At 74.8% G+C, this 25,990-nt stretch carries 26 protein-coding genes and 1 pseudogene; 14 read left to right on the forward strand and 13 right to left on the reverse strand.

From position 1 onward, the window contains the following. Window position 1: 1 nt before the first annotated feature. Window positions 2–211: a hypothetical protein gene (locus tag AB0O09_RS21780; protein ID WP_363543583.1), complete on the reverse strand. Its 210-nt coding sequence runs from the start codon at window positions 209–211 to the stop codon at window positions 2–4. Window positions 212–305: 94 nt separating this feature from the next. On the opposite strand from AB0O09_RS21780, the gene AB0O09_RS21785 reads away from it, so the two are divergent. Then, window positions 306–1,049 carry an SseB family protein gene (locus AB0O09_RS21785; RefSeq protein ID WP_363543585.1) on the forward strand — a complete coding sequence of 248 codons (744 nt, stop codon included), beginning with the start codon at window positions 306–308 and terminating at the stop codon, window positions 1,047–1,049. A gap of 198 nt (window positions 1,050–1,247) precedes the next feature. Here AB0O09_RS21785 and AB0O09_RS21790 read toward each other — a convergent pair whose 3' ends face one another. Then, window positions 1,248–1,619 (reverse strand): DUF1844 domain-containing protein, encoded by a 372-nt coding sequence (locus AB0O09_RS21790; RefSeq protein WP_344621642.1) that lies wholly within the window; start codon window positions 1,617–1,619, stop codon window positions 1,248–1,250. Between the two features lie 421 nt (window positions 1,620–2,040). Here AB0O09_RS21790 and infC point away from each other — a divergent pair, with 421 nt between their 5' ends. The 9 genes from infC to AB0O09_RS21835 all read left to right on the forward strand — a co-directional run bounded on the left by infC (window position 2,041) and on the right by AB0O09_RS21835 (window position 11,540). Further along, window positions 2,041–2,766, forward strand: coding sequence for a translation initiation factor IF-3 (infC, locus tag AB0O09_RS21795; protein WP_363543654.1), 726 nt, complete (start codon window positions 2,041–2,043; stop codon window positions 2,764–2,766). 130 nt (window positions 2,767–2,896) lie between these two features. After that, on the forward strand, window positions 2,897–3,091 hold the full coding sequence (gene rpmI, locus AB0O09_RS21800; protein ID WP_263102510.1) for a 50S ribosomal protein L35: 195 nt from the start codon (window positions 2,897–2,899) through the stop codon (window positions 3,089–3,091). A gap of 103 nt (window positions 3,092–3,194) precedes the next feature. Next, window positions 3,195–3,578 carry a 50S ribosomal protein L20 gene (gene rplT / locus AB0O09_RS21805; RefSeq protein ID WP_030268651.1) on the forward strand — a complete coding sequence of 128 codons (384 nt, stop codon included), beginning with the start codon at window positions 3,195–3,197 and terminating at the stop codon, window positions 3,576–3,578. 95 nt (window positions 3,579–3,673) lie between these two features. Then, window positions 3,674–4,549 (forward strand): RNA methyltransferase, encoded by an 876-nt coding sequence (locus AB0O09_RS21810; RefSeq protein ID WP_363543587.1) that lies wholly within the window; start codon window positions 3,674–3,676, stop codon window positions 4,547–4,549. Between the two features lie 47 nt (window positions 4,550–4,596). Beyond that, a complete protein-coding gene (locus tag AB0O09_RS21815) occupies window positions 4,597–5,700 on the forward strand; it encodes an ATP-binding protein (protein ID WP_359983234.1) in 1,104 nt (367 codons plus the stop codon). Window positions 5,701–5,934: 234 nt separating this feature from the next. Then, a complete protein-coding gene (gene pheS, locus AB0O09_RS21820; RefSeq protein WP_363543589.1) occupies window positions 5,935–7,056 on the forward strand; it encodes a phenylalanine--tRNA ligase subunit alpha in 1,122 nt (373 codons plus the stop codon). Continuing rightward, a complete protein-coding gene (gene pheT / locus AB0O09_RS21825; protein ID WP_363543591.1) occupies window positions 7,056–9,569 on the forward strand; it encodes a phenylalanine--tRNA ligase subunit beta in 2,514 nt (837 codons plus the stop codon). The genes pheS and pheT overlap by 1 nt, the downstream gene beginning before the upstream one ends. 261 nt (window positions 9,570–9,830) lie before the next feature. Next, window positions 9,831–10,709, forward strand: coding sequence for a chitosanase (locus tag AB0O09_RS21830; RefSeq protein WP_363543593.1), 879 nt, complete (start codon window positions 9,831–9,833; stop codon window positions 10,707–10,709). Between the two features lie 96 nt (window positions 10,710–10,805). Further along, complete coding sequence (locus AB0O09_RS21835) at window positions 10,806–11,540, forward strand: hypothetical protein (protein WP_344621649.1); 735 nt, start codon at window positions 10,806–10,808, stop codon at window positions 11,538–11,540. Window positions 11,541–11,970: 430 nt separating this feature from the next. On the opposite strand, the gene AB0O09_RS21840 is transcribed toward AB0O09_RS21835, so the two are convergent. The 3 genes from AB0O09_RS21840 to AB0O09_RS21850 all read right to left on the reverse strand — a co-directional run bounded on the left by AB0O09_RS21840 (window position 11,971) and on the right by AB0O09_RS21850 (window position 13,745). Then, on the reverse strand, window positions 11,971–12,444 hold the full coding sequence (locus tag AB0O09_RS21840) for a hypothetical protein (RefSeq protein WP_363543595.1): 474 nt from the start codon (window positions 12,442–12,444) through the stop codon (window positions 11,971–11,973). A gap of 101 nt (window positions 12,445–12,545) precedes the next feature. Further along, on the reverse strand, window positions 12,546–12,773 hold the full coding sequence (locus AB0O09_RS21845; protein ID WP_344621651.1) for a hypothetical protein: 228 nt from the start codon (window positions 12,771–12,773) through the stop codon (window positions 12,546–12,548). 108 nt (window positions 12,774–12,881) lie between these two features. Beyond that, a complete protein-coding gene (locus tag AB0O09_RS21850; protein WP_359983956.1) occupies window positions 12,882–13,745 on the reverse strand; it encodes a 3-hydroxybutyryl-CoA dehydrogenase in 864 nt (287 codons plus the stop codon). 232 nt (window positions 13,746–13,977) lie between these two features. Here AB0O09_RS21850 and AB0O09_RS21855 point away from each other — a divergent pair, with 232 nt between their 5' ends. Then, complete coding sequence (locus tag AB0O09_RS21855) at window positions 13,978–14,796, forward strand: SDR family oxidoreductase (RefSeq protein ID WP_363543597.1); 819 nt, start codon at window positions 13,978–13,980, stop codon at window positions 14,794–14,796. Window positions 14,797–14,820: 24 nt separating this feature from the next. Here the strand turns inward: AB0O09_RS21855 and AB0O09_RS21860 are convergent, their stop codons facing one another. From AB0O09_RS21860 to AB0O09_RS21880, 5 genes are all read right to left on the reverse strand, one after another. Continuing rightward, window positions 14,821–15,831 carry a 2-dehydropantoate 2-reductase N-terminal domain-containing protein gene (locus AB0O09_RS21860; protein ID WP_363543598.1) on the reverse strand — a complete coding sequence of 337 codons (1,011 nt, stop codon included), beginning with the start codon at window positions 15,829–15,831 and terminating at the stop codon, window positions 14,821–14,823. Between the two features lie 64 nt (window positions 15,832–15,895). Then, entirely contained in the window at window positions 15,896–16,660 is a 765-nt protein-coding gene (locus AB0O09_RS21865) for an alpha/beta hydrolase (protein ID WP_363543600.1), read from the reverse strand. Then, the gene (locus AB0O09_RS21870) at window positions 16,653–17,549 is read right to left on the reverse strand and encodes an arylamine N-acetyltransferase (RefSeq protein ID WP_363543602.1); all 897 of its coding nucleotides are present in this window, start codon (window positions 17,547–17,549) and stop codon (window positions 16,653–16,655) included. The genes AB0O09_RS21865 and AB0O09_RS21870 overlap by 8 nt, the downstream gene beginning before the upstream one ends. A 61-nt stretch (window positions 17,550–17,610) precedes the next feature. Next, window positions 17,611–18,264 (reverse strand): GNAT family protein, encoded by a 654-nt coding sequence (locus AB0O09_RS21875; protein WP_363543604.1) that lies wholly within the window; start codon window positions 18,262–18,264, stop codon window positions 17,611–17,613. A gap of 91 nt (window positions 18,265–18,355) precedes the next feature. Further along, window positions 18,356–19,288: a DMT family transporter gene (locus tag AB0O09_RS21880; protein WP_363543606.1), complete on the reverse strand. Its 933-nt coding sequence runs from the start codon at window positions 19,286–19,288 to the stop codon at window positions 18,356–18,358. Window positions 19,289–19,400: 112 nt separating this feature from the next. On the opposite strand from AB0O09_RS21880, the gene AB0O09_RS21885 reads away from it, so the two are divergent. Next, a complete protein-coding gene (locus AB0O09_RS21885) occupies window positions 19,401–20,783 on the forward strand; it encodes a PLP-dependent aminotransferase family protein (protein WP_363543607.1) in 1,383 nt (460 codons plus the stop codon). 137 nt (window positions 20,784–20,920) lie between these two features. On the opposite strand, the pseudogene AB0O09_RS21890 reads toward AB0O09_RS21885, so the two are convergent. Beyond that, window positions 20,921–21,433, reverse strand: a pseudogene (locus AB0O09_RS21890) (GNAT family protein); the annotation flags it as partial. 590 nt (window positions 21,434–22,023) lie between these two features. Between AB0O09_RS21890 and AB0O09_RS21895 the strand changes: the two are divergent. Beyond that, entirely contained in the window at window positions 22,024–22,608 is a 585-nt protein-coding gene (locus AB0O09_RS21895) for a GNAT family protein (RefSeq protein WP_363543609.1), read from the forward strand. A gap of 40 nt (window positions 22,609–22,648) precedes the next feature. Here AB0O09_RS21895 and AB0O09_RS21900 read toward each other — a convergent pair whose 3' ends face one another. Continuing rightward, window positions 22,649–23,242, reverse strand: a complete 594-nt coding sequence (locus AB0O09_RS21900; protein WP_363543610.1) for a hypothetical protein — start codon at window positions 23,240–23,242, stop codon at window positions 22,649–22,651. Window positions 23,243–23,466: 224 nt separating this feature from the next. Between AB0O09_RS21900 and AB0O09_RS21905 the strand changes: the two genes are divergently transcribed. Further along, window positions 23,467–24,615, forward strand: coding sequence for a methyltransferase (locus AB0O09_RS21905; protein ID WP_363543612.1), 1,149 nt, complete (start codon window positions 23,467–23,469; stop codon window positions 24,613–24,615). A 109-nt stretch (window positions 24,616–24,724) separates the two neighbouring features. On the opposite strand, the gene AB0O09_RS21910 is transcribed toward AB0O09_RS21905, so the two are convergent. Next, window positions 24,725–25,942, reverse strand: a complete 1,218-nt coding sequence (locus AB0O09_RS21910) for a beta-ketoacyl-[acyl-carrier-protein] synthase family protein (protein ID WP_363543614.1) — start codon at window positions 25,940–25,942, stop codon at window positions 24,725–24,727. Window positions 25,943–25,990 lie beyond the last annotated feature (48 nt).

Consider the following 25,990-nt stretch of genomic DNA (forward strand, 5'->3'; position numbering starts at 1 on the left):
CCTACAGCGCGGCGGCGAGCTCCGCGTCCGGGTCGACCGTGGGGGCCGCCGACGCCGCGGCCGCCGCCACCGGCACCGTGCCCCCGTCCGAGCGCTCCCGGTGCAGCCACACCCCGGTCGCGGCGAGGGCGAGGAGGACCAGGAGGGCGCCGCGGCGCTGCCGGCGGCGGCGCCTGCGGGCCGCGGTGCGGATCCGTCGGGCTGAGGTCATGCCGGCGATCCCGGGCGGGGCTCCTCGGGTTCGGGTGAGGCCGGAGTGAGCACCGTCTGAGAAGCCGGAGATGTGGGTGGCATACCCTCGACGGGTGGAGCGCAAGAACATTCCGAACCCCGGTTTCGCCGACGACGACGGCACCGCCGACCCCCGACTCGTCCGGGCCCTCGACGCCTGGGCGCAGGACCCGTCGCAGGAGCCCGAGCTCCTCGACGCCCTCACCCCGAGCCGGCTGATGGTGCCGATCGTGGCCCTGCTCGGCGAGGTCGAGACCGACGCGAACGGGCTCAAGCACGAGAAGACCAGCGACATGGCCGTCCCCGTGATCGAGGCCGCCGACGGGCGGCGTGCCCTGCCGGCCTTCACCTCGCTGGAGACCATGGCCCGCTGGCGCGCCGACGCCCGGCCGGCGCCGGTCGCCGCACCGCAGGCCGCGATGGTCGCCTTCTCGGAGCGCGCCGACACCCTGCTGGTCGACCCGGCGGGGCCGGTCACCTACCTGCTGCACGGGGCACGGCTGCGGGCCGTCGCGGAGAACCGGCGGTACGTCCGGCCGGCCGCCGACCCGGACGTGCGCGGGGCGCTGCGGGACCTGCTCGCGGCGGAGCCGGCGGTGGCCCGCGGCTACCTGCGGCCGGACGGCGACGCGGACGCGGTGCTCGCGCTGGTGCCCGCGGCGGGGGCGGGCGAGGAGGAGCTGCGGGCAGCCGTCGACCGGCTGGTCGCGGGTCTCGCCGGGGACGCCACCCTCCGGGTCCGCCTGGACCGCGGCCTCCAGCTTGCCGTGCTCCGCACCGACCTCCCCGAGGAGCCGTTCTACTCCGCGGCGGAGTGAGGCGGATCCACGGCGCGAACCCACAGGGGCGCGGGGACCCGCGCGGGACGGAAGTGACGGCGTTGCGCCTTCCGCCTCGCGCGGGTCCCCCGGCCTTCGGCCGGGAGGTGCCCCCACCCGCCCCTCAGCGGTCACCCGGCCCCTCAGCGATCACCCGCCCGAAGCGGGCGAGCCCTGGTCCCGGGTTCGCCCCGTGCGTCAGGAGTAGACCGGGCCGGTGAACTTCTCGCCGGGGCCGGCGCCCGGGGCGTCCGGGACGACGGAGGCCTCGCGGAAGGCGAGCTGGAGGGAGCGCAGCCCGTCCCGGAGCGGTGCGGCGTGGAAGTTGGAGATCTCGGGGGCGCCGGCGGTGACCAGCCCGGCGAGGGCGGTGATCAGCTTGCGGGCCTCGTCGAGGTCCTTGTCGGCCTCGCCGCCCTCGGCGAGCCCGCACTTGACGGCGGCCGCGCTCATGAGGTGGACGGCGACGGTGGTGATCACCTCGACCGCCGGGACCTCGGCGATGTCGCGGGTGAGGTCGTCGAAGCCGACGGCCTGCTCGTCGTCGTGCTCGTGGGGCTGGCTGCTCAAGGTGGCTCACTCCGTCTGGCCGGTGGACGTACACAGGGAGCGTACAAGGCGGCGTGACCGGGGCCGGAATAACGGTGGCCGCCCGAACGCTGCTATGATTCGAGACTGACCGGCCAGGAGTCCGTACGGACACCCGGCCAGCAAGTGGAGGCTCCACCCAGGAGGCCCGAGAGGGCAACCGCGACAGTCTCCCACCTGATCGGCCCCCGGGTCGACGGGTCCGGTCCGCGACGTGCACCGCGAGGTGCGCGATCGTCAGCGGCGTCCCGCCAAGGGCGCCCCGGTTGTGTGGAGCCCCGCCTGTACCGTGCGGGGCTTTTTTCGTGCGTTCGGTGCCTGTTCCCGGGCAGCGGAGCATGAATGAAGCCCCGCCCAGTGGTCGAAACCACGACGTGCGACCGCCGCCCGACGGCCGCACTGAATTAGGTGCAACCGAGGAGGCCCCATCAGCACCGAGCCCCGCATCAACGACCGGATTCGCGTCCCCGAGGTGCGACTCGTCGGTCCCAGCGGCGAGCAGGTCGGCATCGTGCCGCTTGCCAAGGCGCTGGAGCTTGCCCAGGAGTACGACCTCGACCTGGTCGAGGTCGCGGCGACCGCACGGCCGCCCGTCTGCAAGCTCATGGACTACGGCAAGTTCAAGTACGAGTCGGCGATGAAGGCCCGTGAGGCGCGCAAGAACCAGGCGCACACGGTCATCAAGGAGATGAAGCTCCGGCCGAAGATCGACCCGCACGACTACGACACCAAGAAGGGTCACGTCGTCCGGTTCCTCAAGCAGGGCGACAAGGTCAAGATCACGATCATGTTCCGCGGTCGTGAGCAGTCCCGCCCCGAGCTGGGCTTCCGACTGCTGCAGCGTCTCGCGGAGGACGTCCAGGACCTGGGCTTCGTGGAGTCCTCGGCCAAGCAGGACGGCCGTAACATGATCATGGTTCTCGGCCCGCACAAGAAGAAGACCGAGGCGATGGCCGAGGCGCGCGCCCTCGCGGACGCCCGCAAGGCCGAGCGTCAGGGCCGCACCCCGGGTGCTGCCGCTGAGGCCCAGGCCGACGAGGCCGCGGAAGCCGTCGAGGCCGACGAGGCCGTCGAGGCCGCGCCCGCCGCCGAGGTCGAGCAGCCGGCCGACACCGAGCAGGAGAGCTGAGCCGAAAGGCCCAGGCCCCGCACGGACGGCCACAACGGCCGGGGCTCCCGTCCCGGCCAGGAGAACAATCCACTCCCGGCCCGCACAGCACTGTGCGGGCCGGGGCGGACCGACGAGGAGATACGGCGACATGCCGAAGCAGAAGACGCACAGCGGCGCCAGCAAGCGCTTCAAGATCACTGGCTCCGGGAAGGTGCTGCGCGAGCGTGCCGGCCGTCGCCACCTCCTGGAGCACAAGCCCTCGACGCTGACCCGCAAGCTGGCCGGCAACGCCGAGATGGCCCCCGCCGACGCCAAGAAGATCAAGAAGCTTCTCGGCAAGTGATCGCCCGCCCGCGGCGCCCCCGCGGGACCGGCTGATCCTTCCCGACCCAATCGATTGACGGACCGCCAGGAGCCATCCGCGGTCCAACCCAAGGAGTAATCAAGTGGCACGCGTCAAGCGGGCAGTCAACGCCCACAAGAAGCGCCGGGTCATCCTCGAGCGGGCCAGCGGTTACCGCGGCCAGCGCTCCCGCCTTTACCGCAAGGCCAAGGAGCAGGTCACCCACTCGCTCGTCTACAACTTCAACGACCGCAAGAAGCGCAAGGGCGACTTCCGTCAGCTCTGGATCCAGCGCATCAACGCTGCGGCCCGTGCCAACGGCATGACCTACAACCGCTTCGTGCAGGGCCTGAAGGCCGCGGGCGTCGAGATCGACCGCAAGATGCTCGCCGACCTGGCCGTCAACGACGCCGCCGCGTTCGCCGTGCTGGTCGAGGTCGCGCAGAAGGCGCTGCCGGAGGACGTCAACGCCCCCAAGGCCGCCTGATCCGGGCCGAGCCCCGGTAGGTGAGCTCTTCGGGCCCGCAGGCCGTACCGCCTGCGGGCCCGATGCGCATTCCAGGCCCCTCAGAGAACGAGAGCATGCAGAGCACCGACACCCCCCTGCTGACCTCCCTGCGCTCCCCGCGCGTCGTCGCGGCGCGACGGCTGGCCCGGCGGAACCAGCGCGGCAAGGACCGCCGCTTCCTGGCGGAGGGCCCGCAGGCCGTCCGCGAGGCCGTGGCGTACGGGCGGCTGCCGGGCTCGGCCGAGCACGCGGTGGTCGAGATCTACCTCACCCCGCAGGCGCTGGAGCGGCACGCCGACATCGCGGACGCCGCCCGCGCGGCCGGGCTGCCGCTGCTCACCGCCACCGAGGAGGTGATCGCGGAGATCTGCGACACCGTCACCCCGCAGGGCGTCGTGGCGCTGTGCCGCTTCATCGACACCCCCTTCGAGGAGGTGCTGGCCTCGCGGCCCCGGCTGGTCGCGGTGCTCGCGAACGTCCGCGACCCCGGCAACGCCGGCACCGTGCTGAGGACGGCCGACGCCGCCGGCGCGGACGCCGTGGTGCTCACCGACGCCTCGGTGGACCCGTACAACCCGAAGGCCGTCCGGGCCTCGGTCGGCAGCCTCTTCCACCTGCCCTTCGCCACCGGCGTGCCGATCGAGGAGGCCGTCGCCGAGCTGCGGGCGGCCGGGGTGCGGGTGCTGGCGGCGGACGGCGCGGGCGAGCGCGACCTCGACCAGGAGCTCGACGAGGGCACCCTCGGCGCCCCGGTCGCCTGGGTCTTCGGCAACGAGGCCTGGGGCCTGCCGGAGGAGACCCGCGCACTCGCCGACGAGGTGGTGCGCGTGCCCATCCACGGACACGCCGAGAGCCTCAACCTGGCCACGGCCGCCGCCGTGTGCCTCTACGCCTCGGCCCGCGCGCAGCGGTCGCCCGGAGGGTGTCGCACACGGCCGCAGGAGCGCTAGGGTCGGCCTCGGCGGGGAGCACGGTGGTGGGTCAGGGGAGGACACCCATGGTCGGCAGCGGGGCGGAGCTGGACCCGGACGACCTGCCCGACGGCCTGGTCGTCGCGGACGCCGACGGCCGGGTGGTCTGCTTCAACCGGGCCGCGGCCCGGCTCACCGGGCGCCGCCGCGACGCCGTGCTCGGCACCCCGCTGGAGGACGCCTTGCCGCTGGAGGACCTCGACGGCCGCCGCTGGTGGAAGCTCACCGACCCGTACGGCGGCCTCGCGGTGCGCACCGGCCAGCCCGAGCGGAACCTGCTGCTGCCCGGCGGCTGCGAGGTGCTGGTCTCCGCCCGGTACGTCCGGGAGCGGCCCGGCGGCCCGGTGCAGCGGGTGGTGGTGGCGCTGCGCGGCACCGAGGCCCGGCGGCGCACCGAGCGCAGCCACGCCGAGCTGATCGCCACCGTCGCGCACGAGCTGCGCTCCCCGCTGACCAGCGTCAAGGGGTTCACGGCGACACTGCTGGCCAAGTGGGAGCGGTTCAACGACGGGCAGAAGCGGGTGATGCTGGAGACCGTCGACGCCGACGCCGACCGGGTCACCCGGCTGATCGCCGAGCTGCTCGACATCTCCCGGATCGACGCCGGTCGACTGGAGATCCGCAAGCAGGTGGTCGACCTGGCGGCGGCCGTCCGCCGGCACGTGGACGGCAAGGTGGCGGCCGGCATCCCGGCCGAGCGCTTCGACATCCGGATCGCCGACGGCCTGCGCCAGCAGTGGGGCGACCCGGACAAGATCGACCAGGTGCTGGCCAACCTGCTGGAAAATGCCGTGCGGCACGGCGAGGGGACTGTCACCATCGAGGTGGCCCCCGCCGTCGAGATCGTCGAGGCGGCCGGCCGGCAGCATCCGGGCACCCCGCCGAGGACGGTGGAAGGGACAGCGGTCACCGTGAGCGACGAAGGCAGCGGCATCCCCGAGGAGTCGATGCCGCGCGTCTTCACCCGGTTCTGGCGCGGCTCCAAGCGCGGCGGCACCGGTCTCGGCCTCTACATCGTCAAGGGCATCGTGGAGGCGCACGGCGGCGTCATCCGGATCAGCCGGGCCCCCTCGGGCGGCGCCCGGTTCCGATTTACCCTGCCCGCGGGCGTGCCGGACTTCATGCTGTAGGTCCGCGCCCGGCGGGCTCCTCGCGCACACGGCCACGGACGGCGAACCGGCCGTCGGCGTGCTGCGACTACACTCGACCTTTGGCGTTGTGGGACGCCCTGCGCGGCCGTGCCGCGGACACCCCTCCCGGTCACCTCCCGGCACCGGCCAGGGGCTGCCCGTGTTCCGGCCACGCCGGGCGTAGCGCAAGGGCGAGCCATCCACTTCACGAGCAGGAGCACGGGAAAGATAGAGATGTCGGCACCCAACAAGTCGTACGACCCGGTCGAGGTCGAGGCCCTCAAGCCCGAGGTGGTGGAGCAGGCCCGGGACGAGGCGATCGCCGCGTTCGCCGCCGCCGCCGACCTCGACGCGCTGAAGCAGGCCAAGGTCGCCCACACCGGCGACCGTTCGCCGCTCGCGCTCGCCAACCGTGAGATCGGCGCGCTGCCGCCGCACGCCAAGGCGGCGGCCGGCAAGCTGATCGGCCAGGCCCGCGGAGCCGTCAACCAGGCCCTGGCGCGCCGCCAGGCCGAGCTGGAGGCGGAGCGGGACGCCCGCGTGCTGGTCGAGGAGGCGGTGGACGTCACCCTGCCGTACGACCGCGCACCGCGCGGCGCCCGGCACCCGCTGACCACCATGGCCGAGCGCATCGAGGACACCTTCGTGGCCATGGGCTACGAGGTCGCCTCCGGCCCCGAGGTCGAGGCGGAGTGGCTGAACTTCGACGCCCTCAACCTGCACCCGGACCACCCGGCCCGCTCCATGCAGGACACCTTCTTCGTGCAGGCCCCGGACGGCTCCGCCGACTCCGGCGTGGTGCTGCGCACCCAGACCTCCCCGGTGCAGATCCGCACCATGCTCGACCGCCAGCCGCCGCTCTACGCGGTGAGCCCCGGCCGGGTGTACCGCACCGACGAGCTGGACGCCACGCACACCCCGGTCTTCCGCCAGGTCGAGGGCCTCGCGGTGGACGAGGGCATCACCTTCGCCGACCTCAAGGGCACCATCGAGGTGCTGGTCGAGAAGCTGATCGGCGGCCACCTCGAACTGCGCTGGCGCCCCTCGTACTTCCCGTTCACCGAGCCGAGCGCCGAGGTGGACCTGCAGTGCTTCGTCTGCCGCGGTGAGAGCGTCGGCAACCCGGACCGCCCCTGCCGCACCTGCTCCTCCGAGGGCTGGATCGAGCTCGGCGGCTGCGGCGTCGTCAACCCCCGGGTGCTGGTCGCCGCCGGTGTCGACCCCAACCGCTACAGCGGGTTCGCCTTCGGCCTGGGCCTGGAGCGAATCCTGATGAACCGCCACAACGTCGCCGACATGCGCGACATGGTCGAGGGTGACGTCCGCTTCACCCTCCCGTTCGGGATGGAGATCTGATGCGCGTCCCGCTTTCCTGGCTGCGCGAGTACGTCGACCTGCCGGCGGGCGAGACCGGCCGCGACGTGGCGGCCCGGCTCGTCCGGGCGGGCCTGGAGGTCGAGACCGTCGAGCAGCTCGGCGGCGACCTCAAGGGCCCGCTGGTGGTCGGCGAGGTGCTCTCCATCGAGGAGCTGTCCGGCTTCAAGAAGCCGATCCGGCACTGCTTCGTCAACGTGGGCGACGCGAACGGCACCGGCGAGCCGCAGGAGATCGTCTGCGGCGCGACCAACTTCCAGGTCGGCGACAAGGTCGTCGTGGTGCTCCCGGGCGCCGTGCTGCCCGGTCCCTTCCCGATCGCCGCCCGGCAGACCTACGGCCACACCTCGGCCGGCATGATCTGCTCCGCCCGCGAGCTCGGCATGGGCGACGACCACAACGGCATCCTCGTGCTGGAGTCGCACCTGGAGCCCGGCACCGACGCGATCGAGCTGCTGCAGCTGGTCGACGAGGTGCTCGACATCGCGGTCACCCCGGACCGCGGCTACTGCCTGTCCATGCGCGGCGTCGCCCGTGAGGCCGCCGCCGCGTACGGGCTGCCGCTGGCCGACCCGGCGCTGCTCGACGTGCCCCCGGCCAACGCCTTCGGCTACCCGGTCAAGGTCGCCGACCCGGCCGGCTGCGACCGTTTCGTCGCCCGCACCGTCACCAGTGTCGAGCCGGCCGCGAAGTCGCCGATCTGGCTGCAGCGCCGCCTGCAGAAGTCGGGCATCCGCCCGATCTCGCTGACCGTCGACATCACCAACTACGTGATGCTCGAGGTCGGCCAGCCGCTGCACGCCTACGACCGGAACCGCGTCCGCGGCGCGATCCTGGTCCGCCGCGCGGAGGAGGGCGAGACCCTCACCACGCTGGACGGCGTCAAGCGCAAGCTGTCCGCCGAGGACCTGCTGATCTGCGACGACTCCGGCCCGATCGGCCTGGCCGGCGTCATGGGCGGCGCCACCACCGAGATCCTCGACCCCGTCCTCGACCCGGAGACCGGCGAGGTCGTCGGCTCCACCGAGGTCGTCATCGAGGCCGCCCACTTCGACCCGATCAGCGTCGCCCGCACCGCCAAGCGCCACAAGCTGCCCTCCGAGGCGTCCAAGCGCTTCGAGCGCGGCGTCGACCCGGAGGCCGCCCGCGCCGCCGCGCAGCGCGCCGTCGACCTGCTGGTGCTGATCGCCGGCGGCACCGCCGAGGCCGGTGTCACCGACATCGCCGCCCCGCACCCGCTGCGCACCATCGCCATCGCCGCGGACCTCCCGGACCGGGTGGCGGGCACCGAGTACGGCCGCGAGACGGTCACCCGCCGCCTGCAGGAGATCGGCTGCACCGTGGTCGGCGCCGACGTCCTGGAGGTCACCCCGCCGAGCTGGCGCCCCGACCTCACCGACCCGTACGACCTCGCGGAGGAGGTCATCCGGCTGGAGGGCTACGACAACGTGCCCGCCCGGATGCCCAACGTGCCGCCGGGCCGCGGTCTGACCGAGGCGCAGCGCTTCCACCGGCGGATGGGCGTCGCGCTGGCCGGCGCCGGCTACGTCGAGATCAACGCCTACCCCTTCCTGGGCGAGGCCGCGTTCGACGGGCTGGGCCTGGAGAAGGACGACGAGCGCCGCCGCACCGTCAAGCTGGTCAACCCGCTCAACGACGAGGAGCCGGCGCTGCGCACCACGCTGCTGCCGGGCCTGCTCGGCGCGCTGCGCCGCAACGTCGGCCGCGGCAACACCGACCTGGCGCTGTTCGAGACCGGCACGGTCTTCCTGCCCAAGGCGGAGCTCAAGGTCGCGCCGCGGCTCTCGGTGGAGCGCCGGCCGACCGAGCAGGAGCTCGCCGAGCTCGACGCCGCACTGCCGGACCAGCCGCGCCGGGTCGCCGTCGCGCTGGCCGGCGAGCGCCAGCCGTCCGGCTGGTGGGGCAAGGGCGTGCCGTCCGGCTGGGCGGACGCGGTCGAGGCGGCCCGCACCGTCGCGCGCGCGGCCAACCTGGAGCTGACCGTCCGACAGGGCCGGCGCGACCCCTGGCACCCCGGCCGCTGCGCCGAGCTGCTGGTGGACGGCCGGGTGGTCGGCCACGCGGGCGAGCTGCACCCGCGCGTCGTCAAGGCGCTGCACCTGCCGGAGCGCACCAGCGCGATGGAGATCGACCTGGACGTGCTGCTCGCCGACGGCGTGCGGAAGGTCAGCGGTCCGCCGGTGTCGGCGTACCCGGTGGCCACCCAGGACGTCGCGCTGATCGTGGGCAGCGAGGTGCCGGCCGCCGAGGTCGAGGCCGCGCTGCGCGAGGGGGCCGGCCCCCTGCTGGAGTCGATCCGGCTGTTCGACGTCTTCACCGGCGAGCAGGCCGGCGAGGGCAAGAAGTCGCTGGCGTACACGCTGCGCTTCCGCGCGGACGACCGCACGCTGACCGCGGACGAGGCCTCGGCCGCCCGTGAGTCGGCCGTCGCGGCGGCGGCCGGGCGCACCGGTGCGGTGCTGCGCGGCGCCTGACGCCACCCGGCCCGAGGGGCCCCGTTCCGGACTCCGCGTCCGGGGCGGGGCCCGTCGGCGTTTTTGTCCCTGGTCGCCAGCCGCCCTGCGGGCACGGCGAGTTGGCGAACGTTAGGTGGGCCTTAAGGCTGCGTGCAGGTTGGTCCGACCCTCTTGCGGGTTGAATGCCATGGCCGCTTCAATCCTTGTTAGGAAAGTTTCCTAACCGGAGCGTCCCGGGCATCCCCATGCCTGCGCGCGAGTCGACCGACGGAGCACCAGATGACTGCACAGTCCCGCACCGCCCGCACCGACGTCCGCACCCACCGGGCCCGCAGCCGGGCCGGCCGCACCGCACTCGCGGTGCTGCTCGCCGCCGTCCCGCTGACCGTCGCCACCGTGACGATCGGCGCCGACGGCGCCGGCGCGTCCGTGGTCAGCGCCGCGTCGGTCGGCCTGGACGACGCCCACAAGAAGGACATCGCCATGCAGATCGTCTCCAGCGCGGAGAACTCCTCGCTGGACTGGAAGGCCCAGTACAAGTACATCGAGGACATCGGCGACGGCCGCGGCTACACGGCCGGCATCATCGGCTTCTGCTCCGGCACCGGCGACATGCTGGACCTGGTCGAGCACTACACCGACCTCAAGCCCGGCAACGTCCTGGCCAAGTACCTGCCCGCGCTGCGCAAGGTGAACGGCACCGACTCGCACAGCGGCCTCGGCACCGCCTTCACCAAGGACTGGGCCGCCGCCGCCAAGGACACCGTCTTCCAGAAGGCCCAGAACGACGAGCGGGACCGCGTCTACTTCAACCCCGCCGTCCAGCAGGCCAAGGCGGACGGCCTGCGGGCGCTCGGCCAGTTCGTCTACTACGACGCCATCGTGATGCACGGCCCCGGCGACAGCTCCGACAGCTTCGGCGGCATCCGCAAGGCGGCCATGAAGAAGGCCAAGACGCCCGCCCAGGGCGGTGACGAGGCCACCTACCTCAACGCCTTCATGGACGCCCGCAAGGTGGTCATGAAGAAGGAGGAGGCGCACGCCGACACCAGCCGGGTGGACACCGCCCAGAAGGTCTGGGTCAAGGACCGCAACTTCGACCTCAACACCCCGCTGAAGTGGAAGGTCTACGGCGACAGCTACCAGATCAACGGCTGATGCCGCGCCGGGCCCGGGGACGGTCCCCCGACCCCCGTCCCCGGGCCGCGGTAAATCGCACGACAGCGCGGACGGACCGCTGTTAGCCTCCCGGGCGTGGCGAAACTCAACCAGATCATCGCGGTCGAAAAGGGCGTCAAGTCCAAGTCCTTCCAGGAGCTGACGACGGCCCACCACGGCCTGCAGAAGCCCGCCCTGCTCGCCGGGATCTCCCGCACGTACCAGCCGAAGGACGAGGAGGGCGAGCAGCTCCCGCCGGAGTCCACCCGCGTGCAGGTGCGCGCCGAGGACATCCTGCGCGACACCGCCGCCTCGCTCACCCGGCTGTTCGACGTGACCGCCACCAAGGACCACGCCAACTGCGCCGCCCGCGCGGACGTCGTGGTCGACGGCCGGCCGCTGCTGACCGACGTGCCGGTCACCTACCTGCTCTTCCTGGAGAAGCAGCTCACCGACCTCTACACCTTCGTCCGCAAGCTGCCGGTGCTGGACGCCTCCGAGTCCTGGACGCCGGACGCCTCCACCGACGCGTGGAAGACCGAGCCGGTGCGCACCATCCGGACGAAGAAGGTCCCCCGCAACCACGTGAAGGCGGAGGCCACCGAGAAGCACCCGGCCCAGGTCGAGGTGTACTACGAGGACATCGCGGTCGGGTACTGGACGACCGTGAAGTTCTCCGGTGCGCTGCCGGCCCGGCGGGTCAACGAGCTCGTCCAGCGGGTCGAGAAGCTGCAGCAGGCCGTGCAGTTCGCCCGCGAGGAGGCCAACGCGGCGGAGGTCGTCGACAAGCGGGTCGGTGACGCCGTCTTCGGCTACCTGTTCGGCCAGTAGCGGCCGGACCCACGATCCCCCTCCTTGAGCGGAGGGGTGCGCGAACAGCGCAGAAGCTGACACTGAAAGTGAAGCTGACACAGGGGTGACAGTGGAGGTTCGAATCCTCCCCCCGGCACCACGCGCCGGGGTGGCCCAAGCGGCAGAGGCAGCCCCCTGAAACTCAGACTCCCGCTCAAGTCTCAGCATCCGCCGCCGAGCGCCGGATCGAACGGGTGCGGACGGAAAGCCTCGGATGCGGGTTCAAGTCCCGCCTGTGCCTCTCCCCGTGGCACGGTAGTTCAAAGGCAGAACACGAGGCTCTGAAGATGATCCGCAGCCTTAAACGTGCCGGTGCGCGCAATTGGGTGGCACCTCAGGGGCCCGGGAGCTGGATACCGCTCCCGGGCCCCGTCACGTCCGCCGCGTCACGTCCGCCGCGCCCACCGGGTCACGGGCAGAGCGCCGCCTTGACGATCACCGCGATCATCTGGCCCTGCTGGTCGGTCACCTTCGCGCCGGTCGCGGCGAAGTAGGCGGTGGTGTTCTTCGCCACCGTCGCGTCGTCCTTGCCGGCCTTGATGTCGGCGCAGGTCTGCTGCGCGGCGGCGACGGTCTTCTGGTTGTCCGCGGCCAGCTTCGGGTCGATCTGCTTCAGGCCGGCGACCATCGCCAGCTCCTTGGCCAGCTGCGTCGGGTCGGCCGTGCCGGCCGCCTTGGTGGGGGCGGTCGGGGCGGCGGTCGACGCCGCCGGCGCCGCGCTGTCGGCCGAGGCCGGGGTGCTGGCGGCCGGCGCCGCCGCGGTGGCGGCGGCGGAGGACTTCGCCGGCGCGGCGGTGCCGCCGCCGTCGCTGCCGCACGCGGTGAGGGACAGGGACAGGGCGGCGGCAGCGGTGAGGGTGGTGACGATCATTCGAGTTCGCATGGCATCACGGTGTCAGAACGATCACCGTATGCCGAGGCCTGTGACCATGCTGTGACGGCGCTGTGCCACGGGAGTGGCGCAGGCCCTCCGGTCGGCGGGGGTCACCCGGCGGGTGCCGCCTCGTACTCGCCGAGCCCGACCCGGACGAGGTCGCCTGAACGGCACAGCTCCATCAGGTCGCGGCGGATGATGTGCGGCTCCGGGGAGGTGTCGTACTGCGCCTCGGCCCGCCGCCAGTCCCAGCGGCCGCCCTCCTCCCGGATGGCGGCCAGCAGCCGCTGGCGGCGGGCGGTGACGAGGACCCCGCGCGCGACGCTGATCCCGTTCAACTGGACTACCCCTGTGGTGAGCTGCTCGGGTGGCTGGAGGTGGTGGTGCGGGTGCGGCGCCCCGCCCGGAGGGCCGCCCCGGACGGGGACGCCGCGGGCCCGCCGGGATCAGGCGGTGTAGTCGTAGAAGCCGCGGCCGGACTTGCGGCCCAGCAGGCCCGCGTCGACCATCCGGGACAGCAGCGGCGGCGCCGCGTACAGCGGCTCCTTGTACTCGTCGTACATCGAGTCGGCGATCGACACGATGGTGTCCAGGCCGATCAGGTCGCACAGCCGCAGCGGGCCCATCGGGTGGGCGCAGCCCGCCTCCATGCCCTTGTCGATGTCGGCCGCGGTCGCCACGCCCGACTCGAACATGCGGACCGCCGAGAGCAGGTACGGCACCAGCAGGGCGTTCACCACGAAGCCGGCCCGGTCGCGGGCGCGGATCGGCTCCTTGCCGAGCGCCTGCACCGTGAACTCCTCCACCCGCGCGGTGGTCTCGGCCGAGGTGGTCAGGGTCGGGATGACCTCGACCAGCTTCTGCACCGGCGCCGGGTTGAAGAAGTGCAGGCCGATGACCTGCTCGGGGCGGCTGGTGGCGGCGGCCAGCTTCACGATCGGGATGGACGAGGTGTTGGAGGCCAGGATCGCGTCCCGGCGCTCGACCACCCGGTCCAGCGTCTCGAAGATCTGCACCTTGATGTCCTCGCGCTCCGCGACCGCCTCGACCACCAGGTCGCGGTCGGCGAAGTCGGCGAGGTCGGTGGTGAACGAGAGCCGGCCGAGCGCCTCGTCCCGCTGCTCCTCGGTCAGCTTGCCGCGCTTGACCGCGGTCTCCAGCGAGTTGGTCAGCCGGGTGCGGCCGAGCTCCAGGGCCTCGCCGGTCGCCTCGGAGACGAGCACGTCCAGACCGGAGCGGGCGAAGACCTCGGCGATGCCCGACCCCATGAGGCCGCAGCCGATCACTCCGACGCGCGCGATGTCACTCACTCAGTTGCCCTTCACGGTGGTGCCGGGGGTTGCCCGGCGAGGTGCTGTTCAGCGGCCCGGCGCCGGGGCTCGGTGGGCCCCACACGCGTGTCCTGGTCGACCGTACTACTCCCGGGCGCCGGACGGTGGCGCTGGGCCGTTCGGATGACCCCGGGCCCCGGTCCGGCCGGGCGGCCCGGCGCCGCGGCCGGACCGGACCAGAATGCGGAGCAGCCGCAGGAGGGAGCACGCAATGGGGACGGGATCACTCGCCGGCCAGGTGGGCCTGGTCACCGGGGCGGGCCGCGGCATCGGCCGGGAGATCGCGATCGGCCTGGCCGCCGAGGGCATGATGGTCGGCCTGGTCGGGCGTACCCACGCCACGCTCACCGAGACGCTCCGCGAGTGCGTCAAGCACGGCTCCCGCGGAGTGGCGGTCAGCGCCGACGTCACCCGGCCCGGCAACGTCCGGGAGGCGGTGCGCACCGTCGAGCGCGACCTCGGCCCGATCGACCTGCTGGTCAACAACGCCGGCGAGATCGACCACGTCGAGGTGCCGCTCTGGGAGGCCGACCCCAACCAGTGGTGGCACGTGCTGGAGACCAACCTGCGCGGCCCGTTCAACCTGCTGCGCAGCGTCCTGCCCGGCATGGTCGAACGCGGCGGCGGCCGGGTGATCAACATGAACTCGGGCTTCGCGCTGCGCCCCGACGGCGTCTACACCGCCTACGCCACCTCCAAGGCGGCCCTGCTCAAGCTCTCCGACAACATCGCCGACTCGCTCGCCGAGCACCGCGTGGTCGTCCTCGACATCAGCCCCGGCGCCGTCCGCACCGACATGACCGAGGCCATGCCGATGTTCAAGGACAAGAAGGACTGGGGCTCGGTCGCGTACATGGTGGCCGTCGCGGTGGACGCCGCCCGGGGCCGCTTCGACGGCCTGCACGGCCGGTTCGTGCACGCCGGCCGCGACGACCTGGAGCAGCTGTGCGCCCGCGCCGCGGAGATCCGCGACGCGGACGCCCGGACGCTGCGGCTGCGCCCGTACGGGCCGGACGACCCGGTGGTCTGAGCCGCCGGGTCATGCCGCGGGCGGTCAGGTCTCCGGGCCCGACGCCTCCAGCAGCGCCGCCAGCTCGGCCTCCGGCAGGCTGCCCGGCGCCCGGCCCTCGCGGGCGAAGGTGTTGGCCAGCCGCTGCAGCGCCGCGTTCAGCGGGGTCGGCACCCCGTGCTGCCGGCCGAGCAGCACGATCTCGCCGTTGAGGTGGTCCGCCTCGATGTCGCCGGCGCCGCGGGCCAGGCTCTGCCAGGACGAGCCGCCGCGCCGGCCCTCCCCGTCGACCGGCACCAGGGTGACCCGGCCCGACCAGGCGGCCCGCTGCTCCTCGCGGTCGGCCCGGCCGATCCCCGCGGCGTCGAGCACCGCCTCGCCCTCGGCGACCGTCCGCCGGGCCAGCTTCAGCCGCAGCTCGCCGTCGACCGGGCCGCCCACGGCCTCCAGGGCGTTGTTCAGGTTGCCGAGCAGCTTGGCGTACTTCCAGCGCATCACGTCCGCGCTCGCCCGGGCGCCGACGTGCGAGGCGGCGAGGTCCGCGGCGATCCGCCCGGCGGTGTCGTCGCTGCCCCGGGGGAAGCGGCCGACGTGCAGCACGCCGCTGACCGGGCTGCCCTGGGCGAGGACCCGGCCCGGCTCCAGGTGCGAGGAGGGCAGCCAGACGCACACCCCGTACACGCGGCGGAAGCGGCGCAGCGCGAGGCGCTCGTTCTCGACGCCGTTCTGCGCGCACAGCAGCGGCAGCAGCTCGCCCGCGGTGCCGCCGCCGGCCACCGGGCGGGCCGCCCACGCGTCCAGCAGCGGCAGCGAGTGCTGCGTCTTCACGGCCAGCACCAGCACGTCCCCGCGCCGCAGCTCCAGCTCCTCGGGCCCGCCGACGGCCGGGACGGCGAGGGTGCGGCTGCCCTCCGGGGTGGTCAGCCGCAGACCGTCCTCGCGCAGGGCCGCCAGGTGGGCGCCGCGGGCGACCAGCACCACCTCGTGCCCGCTCTCGTGGAGCCGCCCGCCGACCGTCCCGCCGACCGCACCGGCGCCGATGATGATGTATCGCATGCCCCCGACCCTGGCACGTCCCCGGCAGGACGCGCCAGGGCCGGTGCCGCCGGCCGACGTCCCGTCAGCGCGCCGCGGCGACCGCCCGGGCGAAGCCGTCCGGGTTGTCGAGCATGACGTTGTGGCCGCAGTCCGGGACGGCGACCAGCCGCACCCCGGACGCCGCCAGCCGCTCGGCGCCGTCCGGCGGGCCGTCGGCCGCCGGGTGGAGGAAGGTCCGCGGCTGCGGCAGGCCGATCAGCAGCTCGCGCATGGTGGGCACGGTCGCCCGGACCAGGTGGACGGCGCTGCGGTGCAGGGCCGTCCGCCCGGCCAGCCGCATCGTCGACCACCAGTGCGGCCCGACCCCGTCGCGGACCTGCCGCCAGGCACCGGCCAGGAACTCCTCCTCGGTGAACGAGGCGAGGCCGCTGCTGCCGCCGCCGGGCGGACCGGGCAGCGGCACCGGGTCGAGGTTGGCGTCCACCAGCACCAGCCGGGACACCAGCTCCGGACGGCGGGCCGCCAGCACGATCGCGACGGCGCCGCCCATGGAGTGCCCGACCAGTTCGGCGCCGTCCGCCCCCGCGGAGCGCAGGGCGGCGGCCAGCGCGTCCGCGTGCTCCTCCAGCGTGTAGCCGAAGTCCTCCGGGCGGTCGCTGAGGCCGAAGCCCAGCAGGTCCACCAGCAGCGAGCGGCGCCCGGCGAGCAGCGGATGCAGCGCCGCCTCGGTGAAGTACGCGGGGGAGGAGGCGCCGAGGCCGTGCACGAAGACCCGGGCCGGGCCGGTGCCGGGCAGCTCGACCCAGCGGATCCGGTCCCCGGCCGGGGTGACGGGAGCGCTACGCACCGGCCGCCTCCGGCTCCGCCACTGCCTCCGCCGCCGTCCTCGCCGCCTCGGCGGCCCGCCAGGCCAGGTGGGCGCCGTGCACCTGCTGCCAGAGCGCGGCCCGCCGCTCGGCGGGGACGTCCGACAGGTCCAGCCCGAAGCGCCCGGTCAGCAGGCCGAACCACTCCTGCTCGTCGGTGACCTCGCGGTCCTCCCGGCCCGCCGCGTCGACCCGCACCAGCAGACAGCCGCGCAGCGCCTCGAAGCCGTCGGCGCCGCGCCGCATCGTGCAGAAGACCTGGACGAACGAGGACTCCGGCGAGGTCGACAGCCGGACGTGCTCACGGGCGAAGTCCTCCGGCCCGGCCGGGACGGGCGAGAACTCCATGCCCCGGAACGAGCCCTGCGGGTCGTGCTCCAGCCGCCAGCCGCCCGGCACCACCGCGGACGGCGCCATGCCGAACCGCAGCGCCCCCTGCCGGTGCGTCCCGGTCCGCAGCGGCAGCGGCTCGTACAGGCCGTCGCCGAGGCCGACGTCCGCCAGCCACGCCCCCTCCGCGGTGCGGACGGTGAGCGCCATGTGGTTGCCCGCCGCACCGACCGGCTCCGGGTCGACCTGCCGCTGCACACCGGCCACGTGCCGGGTGGCGTCGAAGCCCAGCGCCTGCAGCAGCGCCGAGAACGCGCCGTTGAGGTGGAAGCAGTAACCGCCGCGGCCGCGCACGATCCGCTCCGCGGACTCGACCGGGTCGACCGTCGTCGGACGGCCCAGCTGGATCTCCAGGTCCTCGTACGGCACCCGCTCGACGTGGGCGCGGTGCAGGGCGGCCAGCGCGTCGGCGGTCGGCGCGGCCGGGCGCGGCAGGCCGAGCCGCCGCAGGTACCGGTCGACCAGATCGGGGTTCAGCATGCGGGGGTCCACCATCTCCGTGATCGCTCGTCGGTCCGGCAACGGGGCTCTCGGTGCCGGTTCACTCCTGCGGGCCCAGCCCGAACTCCGGCAGGCAGGGCCCGAGCCCGGTCAGCTCGACCGCCGGGCGGTCCGTCCGCTCCCAGTCGGCGCGGCTCAGCCGCAGCCGCCGGGTGACCCGCAGCCGTCCCTGCACGTTGTCCCGCTGGACGCCGTCCGGCCGGTAGCCCAGCCGGGCCGAGACCGCCAGCGACGCCGGGTTGTCGGTGAACGCGGCCGAGGTCGCCTCCTCCGCCCCCAGCCCCGCGAAGGCCAGGTGCAGCACGGCCGAGCGCATCTCCCGGCCGAACCCGCGGCCCTGGTGGGCCAGGCCGAGCCAGGACCCGGTGCGCACCTCGCGGGTGACGGCGAAGTCCTCGGCGCTCACCGCCTGCACGCCGATCGGCCGGCCCTGCGCGAACACCACCAGCGTCAGCGCCCAGTGGTCCGGCGACCAGGTGCCCCGCCGCAGCCAGTGCTGCTGCACCACGGCCCGGGCGCGCTGCGCCGGCGGCACGTCCGTCCAGGCGCTCAGGAACGGCATCCGGTCGGGCTCGTGGAGGCCGGCCGCGGCCACGTCGCCCAGTTCGGCGAGCTCCTCGTCGGAGGGCAGCCGCAGTTCGAGTCGGTCGGTGTGCAGCCGCAGCCCCAGCAGCGGCCAGTGGTCGGAGAGCATTCCGGCATTCTGACCCGCCGTCGGACCGCACCGCATCCGGTTTCCGCCGTACCCGACCCGCATCGGCCGCCGTGCGGCGCGGGGGCCGTCCTCACGGTGCCACGGGGCCGCCCGCCGCCCGCGCCGGGCCCGTCCGGGGCGCCCGGGCCCGGCCGGGCCGCCGGGTCCGCAGGCCGAGGCAGACCCCGGCGCCGACCAGCACCGCGCCCAGCAACTCGCCGGCCCGCGGCGCCCCCTCGCCGAGCGCCGCCCCGGAGAGCGCGGCGGTGATCGGCACCAGGCCCGCGAACAGCCCCGCCCGCTCCGCCCCGAGCAACTCCAGCGCCCGGTACCAGAGCAGGAAGGCCACACAGGTCATCGGCACCGCCAGGTACAGCAGCGCGGCCAGCTCCGAACCGCTCGGCACCCGCAGGGCCGCCCGCCCGTCCAGCAGCACCGCCGCCCCGGCGAACATCGGCACCGCCAGCACCGTCACCCACGCCGACACCCCGACCGGCCCCAGCCGCGGCAGCAGCGGCACCGCCAGCAGCGAGAACCCCACTTCGCAGCCGAGGGTGCCCAGCGCGAGGACCGTCCCGACGGCGTCCCCCGCGCCGAACCCCTGCGCGGTCGCCGCGCCGGCCGCGACCACCCCGGCCGCGACGACCGCCCGCCGCCCCGGCCGGCCTCCGGCGAGCAGCGGCCCGAGCACCGCCATCAGCAGCGGCGCGGCCCCGACCACACTGCCCACCCCCGCCGGACCCGAGTGCCGCAGCGCCTGCACCAGCAGCACGTTGAACCCGACCAGACCGGTCGCCGAGAGCAGGGCGAGGCGCCCCCACTCGCGGGCCGTCGGCCGCGGCGCGCCGGCCGCCGCCCGCAGCGCGAGGGGCAGCAGCAGCCCGGCCGCCAGCAGGTAGCGCAGCGCCTGCCCGCCCAGCAGCGGGTAACCGGCGAAGGCCGCGCTGACACCGGTCGAGCAGCCGAGCATCGTCATCGCGGCCGCGCCGCGCAGACCGCCCGAGGCGGTGGGGGAGAGGGGCACGACCACCACGCTAGGACGCGGGTGGTCCGCCGCACAGGTCCACTTCTGCACCCCGTCCGTGGACCACTTCACGGCGCCGGCCCCGGTACCCTCGCGGGACGGAGGTGACCCGGTGACCGAACTCCTGCTGCCGTTCGACCCGTCCGGGAGCAGCGGCCTCACCGCCCGGCTGACCGCCGCGCTGCGCGAGGCCGTCCGGCAGGGCCGCCCGCCCGCCGGCGGACGGCTGCCCGCCACCCGCACCCTCGCCCGCGACCTCGGCGTCTCCCGCGGCACCGTGGTCGAGGCCTACGCCCAACTCGTCGCCGAGGGCTACCTGGTGAGCAGGCAGGGCGCCGGCACCCGGGTCGCCGACGGCATCGCCCCACCGCCGCCCGCACCACCGCCGGGCCCGTCCGCCCCCGCCGTCCGGTACGACCTCAAGCCCGGCACCCCCGACCTCTCGCTCTTCCCGCGGGCCGCCTGGCAGGCCGCACTGCGCCGCGCCCTCGCCGCCGCCGAACACACCGCCCTCGGCTACGGCGACCCCGCCGGGCACCCCGCACTGCGCGCCGAACTCGCCGCCCACCTCGGCCGGGTGCGGGCCGCCGCGGCCGACCCCGGACGCCTCACCGTGGTCGGCGGCGTCGCCCAAGGGCTCGCCCTCACGGCCCGACAGCTCGTCCGGCACGGCCACCGCGCCGTCGCCGTCGAGGACCCGGGCTCGCCCGGCACCTTCGGCCTGCTGCGCGCCCACGGCCTCGAACCGCTCGGCGTCCCCGTCGACGGGCACGGCCTGGACGTCGACGCACTCGCCCGGACGGGTGCCCGCGCCGTCCTCGTCACCCCCGCCCACCAGTACCCGACCGGCGTGGTGCTCGCCCCCGAACGCCGGGCCGCCCTGATCGCCTGGGCCCGCCGCACCGGGGGCGTCGTGGTCGAGGACGACTACGACGCCGAGTTCCGCTACGACCGCGAGCCCGTCGGCTGCCTGCAGGGGCTCGCCCCCGACCTGGTCGTCCACCTCGGCTCGCTCAGCAAGTCGCTGGCGCCCGGCCTGCGGCTCGGCTGGGCCGTCCTGCCCGAACCGATGGTCGAGGAGTTCCGCACCGACAAGCAGTACACCGACCTCGGCTGCTCCGCCCTCGACCAGCTGGCCTTCGCCCGGCTGCTCGCCGACGGCGGCCACGACCGGCACCTGCGGGCCGTCCGCGCCCGCTACCGCGCCCGCCGCGACGCCCTGGCCGAGGCGCTCGCCCGGCACCTGCCGGACGCCGCCGTCCGCGGGGTGTCCGCCGGCCTGCACCTGTACCTCGACCTGCCGCCGGGCTGCGCCGAAGGGCCGGTGGTCGAGGCGGCCGCCGCCCGGGGCGTCCGGGTCGAACCCGTCGCGCCGACCCGCCTCACCGCACCCGGCCCGCCCGCGCTCGTCCTCGGCCACGCCGCCCTGCCGGAACGCCGGCTCGCCCGGGCGGCACGGCTCCTGGCCGAGGCCGTCGCCGAGACCCGGACCTGACCACGGGGCCGCGCCCTCCGCCCCGGGCCCTCCGCCCCGGGCCCTCAGCCCCGGGCGCGCCGCCGGAGCCTGAGCCGCCGCAGGGCCGCCCGCGCCGCGGTGCGCCGCCGTCCCGACGACGGCCCGTCAGCCGGGGCGAGTTCCCCGGCCAGCAGGTCCATCAGCAGGCCGTCGTGCCAGGTGCCGTCCGCGCCGCGCTCGTACTGCCGCATCACGCCCACCGGCCGGAAGCCGACCTTGCGGTAACAGGCGATGGCGGGCGCGTTGTCCGCCGCCGGGTCGATGACCAGCCGGTGGTGGCCGAGTTCGGCCGTCAGGTAGCGGGCGAGGGTGCGGACGGCGTCGGTGCCCAGCCCGCGGCCGTGCACCGACGGGTCGAGGTACACGTCGATGCCCGCGTGCCGGTAGTCCGGCTCGTCCTCCTCGTGCCACTGGATCGCCCCGACCACCCGCCCCCGGTACTCCACCGCCAGGGTCGGCGTCCGCTCGTCCGCGAGGTCCGAGCGCACCTCCGCGACCATGTCGGGCCCGCCCCGCCAGCGGGCCCGCACCTCCGGCGTGGCACGGATCTCCGCCAGCGCGGACACGTCGGCGGGCGTCGCCGGCCGCAGGAGGACGGCGGCGCCGGGCAGGGTCGGCCTGGTCTGCATGCAGGCACGGTACCGGCCCGCGTGCGGGGTGACGGCCCGTCGGCGGATCCGGCACGACTTGTCCGGAGCAGCCACCACGCGTCAGCGCGCGACGGCATACTGTCGCCCGGTCGCCCTGCGGCCGGCCGGGGCAGGCAGGACGGCACGGGTGGGGGCCGCCGGGCCGTGCAGGAGTTCCGCGGGGCGGGACCCCACCGGATCGGCCGGTACGGGGTGCTGCGCCCGCTCGGCGCCGGCGGCACGGCGGGCGTGCTCGTGGACCCGCAGTGCGGCGGCGGACCCCGCGAGGTCGTCCACGTCACCGTCGACCTCGACCGCGACCCGCCGTCGGTCAAGGGCAAGCGGGCCGAGGACACCCCCTCAACCTCAACGCCCTCAAGCTCTCCGTCGACCCCCGCCGGTCCGTCACCTTCGAGATCACCGCCCCCGGCAAGACCTGCGACCGCACCTGGACGGCCGAACCCGGCTACGTCGACCAGGGGCAGACGCACACCCTCACCGTCGACGACCGGGGCAAGCCCCCGAGCTGCGCGACCGCCCCGGAGCACAATCGCGTTGCCCGGCCCCGCGCCGCCGCCCAGAATCGCCGGATGACCGCCGACTTCGCCCGCAAACCCGTCCTCACCGGCACCGCCGTGCAACTGCGCCCGTTCCGGCCCGAGGACCTGCCCGACATCACCGCCGCCATCGACGACCCCGAGGTGCAGCGGCTCACCGGCAGCGCCCACCGGCCGCCGATCGACGCCGGGGCGATCGCCCGCTGGTACACCACCCGCAACGAGCAGACGGACCGGCTCGACCTCGCCGTGGCCGACCTGGCGAGCGGCCGCTGCGTCGGCGAGGTCGTGCTCAACGAATGGGACGAGCCCAACCTGAGCTGCAGCTTCCGCACCCTGATCGGCCCGGCCGGGCGCGGCCGCGGCCTCGGCACCGAGGCGCTGCGCCTGCTGCTCGCCCACGCCTTCGACGGGCTCGGCCTGCACCGCGTCCAGCTGGAGGTGTACGCCTTCAACCCGCGGGCCCGGCACGTCTACGAGAAGGTCGGCTTCGTCGCCGAGGGCGTGCGCCGGGAGGCGCTCCGGGACGGCGACGGCTGGGTCGACTCCACCGTGATGGCCGTCCTGGCCGGCGACTGGGCCCGGCACCGCGGCCGACCGGAGGCCGCCACGGACTGACGGCGCGTCAACGACCTCCCAGTGGGCCGCCAGCAGTGGTTCAGCGGCCGTGCGGGCGCTCCGCGGGGTCGGCCGGCAGGTCGAAGACGTGCTCACCGTCGGCGGCCCGCACCACCACCCGGTCCGGGCCGTCCCAATGCCCGTCCACCGGGCCGCCCGCCGCCGGGCCGTGCTCGAACACACCCAGTAGCCAGTGTCGTGCCGACCAGCCGCCACCGGTCTCCACCTCCACCGACCAGCACGGGCCGACCGCGTGGCGCACCACCGACAGCAGCCGGTCCGCCCGGCCGGGCGCCACCACCGACATCACGGTGTGCTGCCGCGGCGGACCGGTCACGTCCAGGGCGCCGATCAGCACCCGCAGCGCCAGCACCCCGGTCACCAGCAGCACCGGCGCCGTGAACAGACCACGGCCCGGTCTGCGCGGCGCCAGCACCAGCGCCGCGACCAGCAGCACCCCGGCCGCGCCGAGCAGCGGCACCGGGCGGTCCAGCAGCTCCGCCACCCGCACCCGGCCGCCCGAACGCGCCGACCACACCCCGGCCGCGTACCCGACCACCAGCAGCAGCGCCACCCCGGCCGCCGCACCGGCCGGCCGCCATCCGCGTTCGGCCTCCCGCCCCGCCGCAGCCACCGTGCTCCCCCGAACTGCGGCGCCCCCCGGCGCCGCTTCGCCGCAGGCTAACACCGGCCCACGACCGGGCCGTCGGCACCCGGCGCCCCGGCCCGTGCCGCACCCGACGGACCGTCACCCGGTGGGCGCCGGAGCCGCACCCGGCCCGGCACCGGGCCGGGCCGTCCACCGGCCCGCCGCGGCCGTCCGGGACGGTGCCACCCGTCGGCTAGCCTGGGGGAACGATGAACCGCTTGAGCACGCCGTGGGGCGAGATCGACCTCACCCGCCACCCCGAGGACCCCCGCGACCAGCTGCGCGCCTGGGACGCCGCCGACGACTACCTGCTGCGGCACCTGGCGGAGAGCGGCACCGACCTGTCGGGCAGCGTGGTGATCGTCGGCGACCGCTGGGGCGCCCTCGCGACCGCGCTCGCCGAGCACCGGCCCGTACAGATCGGCGACTCCTGGCTCGGCCGGCAGGCCACCCTCGCCAACCTCGCCCGCAACCGCTCCGGCCACGCCGACGGGGTGCGGCTGCTCACCACCCGCGACACCCCGCCGGACCGGATCGACGTGCTGCTCGTCCGGGTGCCCAAGAGCCTCGCCCTGCTGGAGGACCAGCTGCACCGGCTCGCCCCGGCCGTCCACGAGGGCACCGTGGTGGTCGGCACCGGCATGGTCACCGAGATCCACACCTCCACGCTCAAGCTGTTCGAGTCGGTGCTCGGCCCGACCCGCACCTCGCTCGCCGTCCGCAAGGCCCGCCTGATCCACTGCACCCCCGACCCGGCCCTGCCGCGCACCGGCAGCCCCTGGCCGCAGAGCTACCGGCTGCCGGACGGCATCGGCGCCGCCTCCGGGGGGACGGTCCACAACCACGCGGGCATCTTCTGCGCGGACCGCCTCGACATCGGCACCCGCTTCCTGCTCAACCACCTGCCGGAGCGGCGCGGCCCCGAGACCGTCGTCGACCTCGGCTGCGGCAACGGCGTCGTCGGCACCGCCGCCGCGCTCGCCAACCCGGCCGCCGAGGTGCTCTTCCTCGACGAGTCGTACCAGGCCGTCGCCTCCGCCGAAGCCACCTTCCGGGCCAACCTCGGGCCCGACGCCCCGGCACGCTTCGAGGTCGGCGACGGCATGGCGGCGGTCGCCCCCGGCAGTGTCGACCTCGTCCTCAACAACCCGCCCTTCCACAGCCACCAGGCGCTGACCGACGCCACCGCCTGGCGGATGTTCACCGGCGCCCGGCGGGCCCTGCGGCCCGGCGGCGAACTCTGGGTCATCGGCAACCGCCACCTCGGCTACCACGTCAAACTCCGCCGCCTCTTCGGCAACTGCCGCACCGTCGCCGCCGACCCCAAGTTCGTCCTGCTCCGCAGCGTGAAGCGGTAGGGCCGAGGGCAACCGCATAGGGGCGCGGGGAACTGCGCAATGTGGATGTGGCGAGCATCCTGATCGGGGCTGTCCCGGAACCGCACGGTTCTCCGCGCCCCTGCGCGTCTCACGCCGGCGTGAACACCAGGGTGGCGTTGTGGCCGCCGAAGCCGAAGGCGTTGGCGAGGGCGGCGCCGACGGCGCCCGTCCGGGGGCCGCCGGTGACGACGTCCAGTTTCACCTCGGGGTCGAGGTCGTCGAGGTTCCGGACGGCCGGCACGATGCCGTCCCGCACCGAGAGCACCGCCGCGATCGCGCCCAGCGCCCCCGCCGCGCCGAAGAGGTGCCCGGTCATCGACTTGGTCGCGGTGACGGCGGGGTGGACGCCGATCGCCTCGGCGATCGACTGCGCCTCGGCGAGGTCGCCCTTGGGGGTGGAGGTGGCGTGGGCGTGCACGACGTCCACCGCCAGTGGTGGGAGGTCCGCGGCGGCGAGGGCCCGCCGCATGGCCCGGACCTGGCCCTCCGGGTGGGCCGCGGTGATGTGGTGGGCGTCGGAGGTGACAGCGGCCCCGGCGAGCGTGGCGTACGGGCGGGCCGTGCGGGCGGCGGCGAAGTCGGCCCGTTCCAGGACGACGACGGCCGCGCCCTCGCCGATGACGAACCCGTCGCGCCCGGTGTCGAAGGGCCGGGAGGCGAGCCCGGGGGCGTCGTTGCGGGTGGAGTGCGCCTGGGCCCGGGCGAAGCCGGCCAGGGTGAGCGGGCAGATGCAGGCCTCGGCGCCGCCGGCGACGACCACGTCGGCGCGGCCGAGCCGGATCAGGTCCAGTCCGAGGGCGATCGCCTCCGCGCCGGAGGCGCAGGCGCTGACGGGGGTGTGGGCGCCGCCGCGGGCGCCGAGGTCGATGCTGACCCAGGCCGCCGGTCCGTTGGCCATCAGCATGGGGACGGTGTGCGGCGAGACCCGGCGCACGCCGGAGGCCTCCAGCACGTCGTCCTGACCGAGCATGGTCAGTGCGCCGCCGGTGCCGGTGCCGATCACCACGGCGAGGCGTTCCGGGTCGACCCGGGGGCGTCCGGCGTCGGCCCAGGCCTCGCGGGCGGCGACCAGGGCGACCTGTTCGCAGCGGTCCAGCCGGCGGGCCTGCACCCGGTCGAGCAGTTCGGTCGGCTCGACGGCGAGCCGGCCGGCGATCCGCACCGGCAGTCCGGCCGCCCACTCCTCCTCGACGGCGGTGATCCCGGAGATCCCCGCCAGCATCGCCGCCCAGGTCGAGGCGGTGTCCCCGCCGAGCGGTGTGGTGGCTCCGAGCCCGGTGACCACCACGTCGGTCCGTGCACTCACTGCTGAACTCCTTTGTGGAACGAACACAACACCGTGCCCGCCGCGGTC

Source organism: Kitasatospora sp. NPDC093679 (genome assembly GCF_040683455.1).
Taxonomy (GTDB): domain Bacteria; phylum Actinomycetota; class Actinomycetes; order Streptomycetales; family Streptomycetaceae; genus Kitasatospora; species Kitasatospora arboriphila.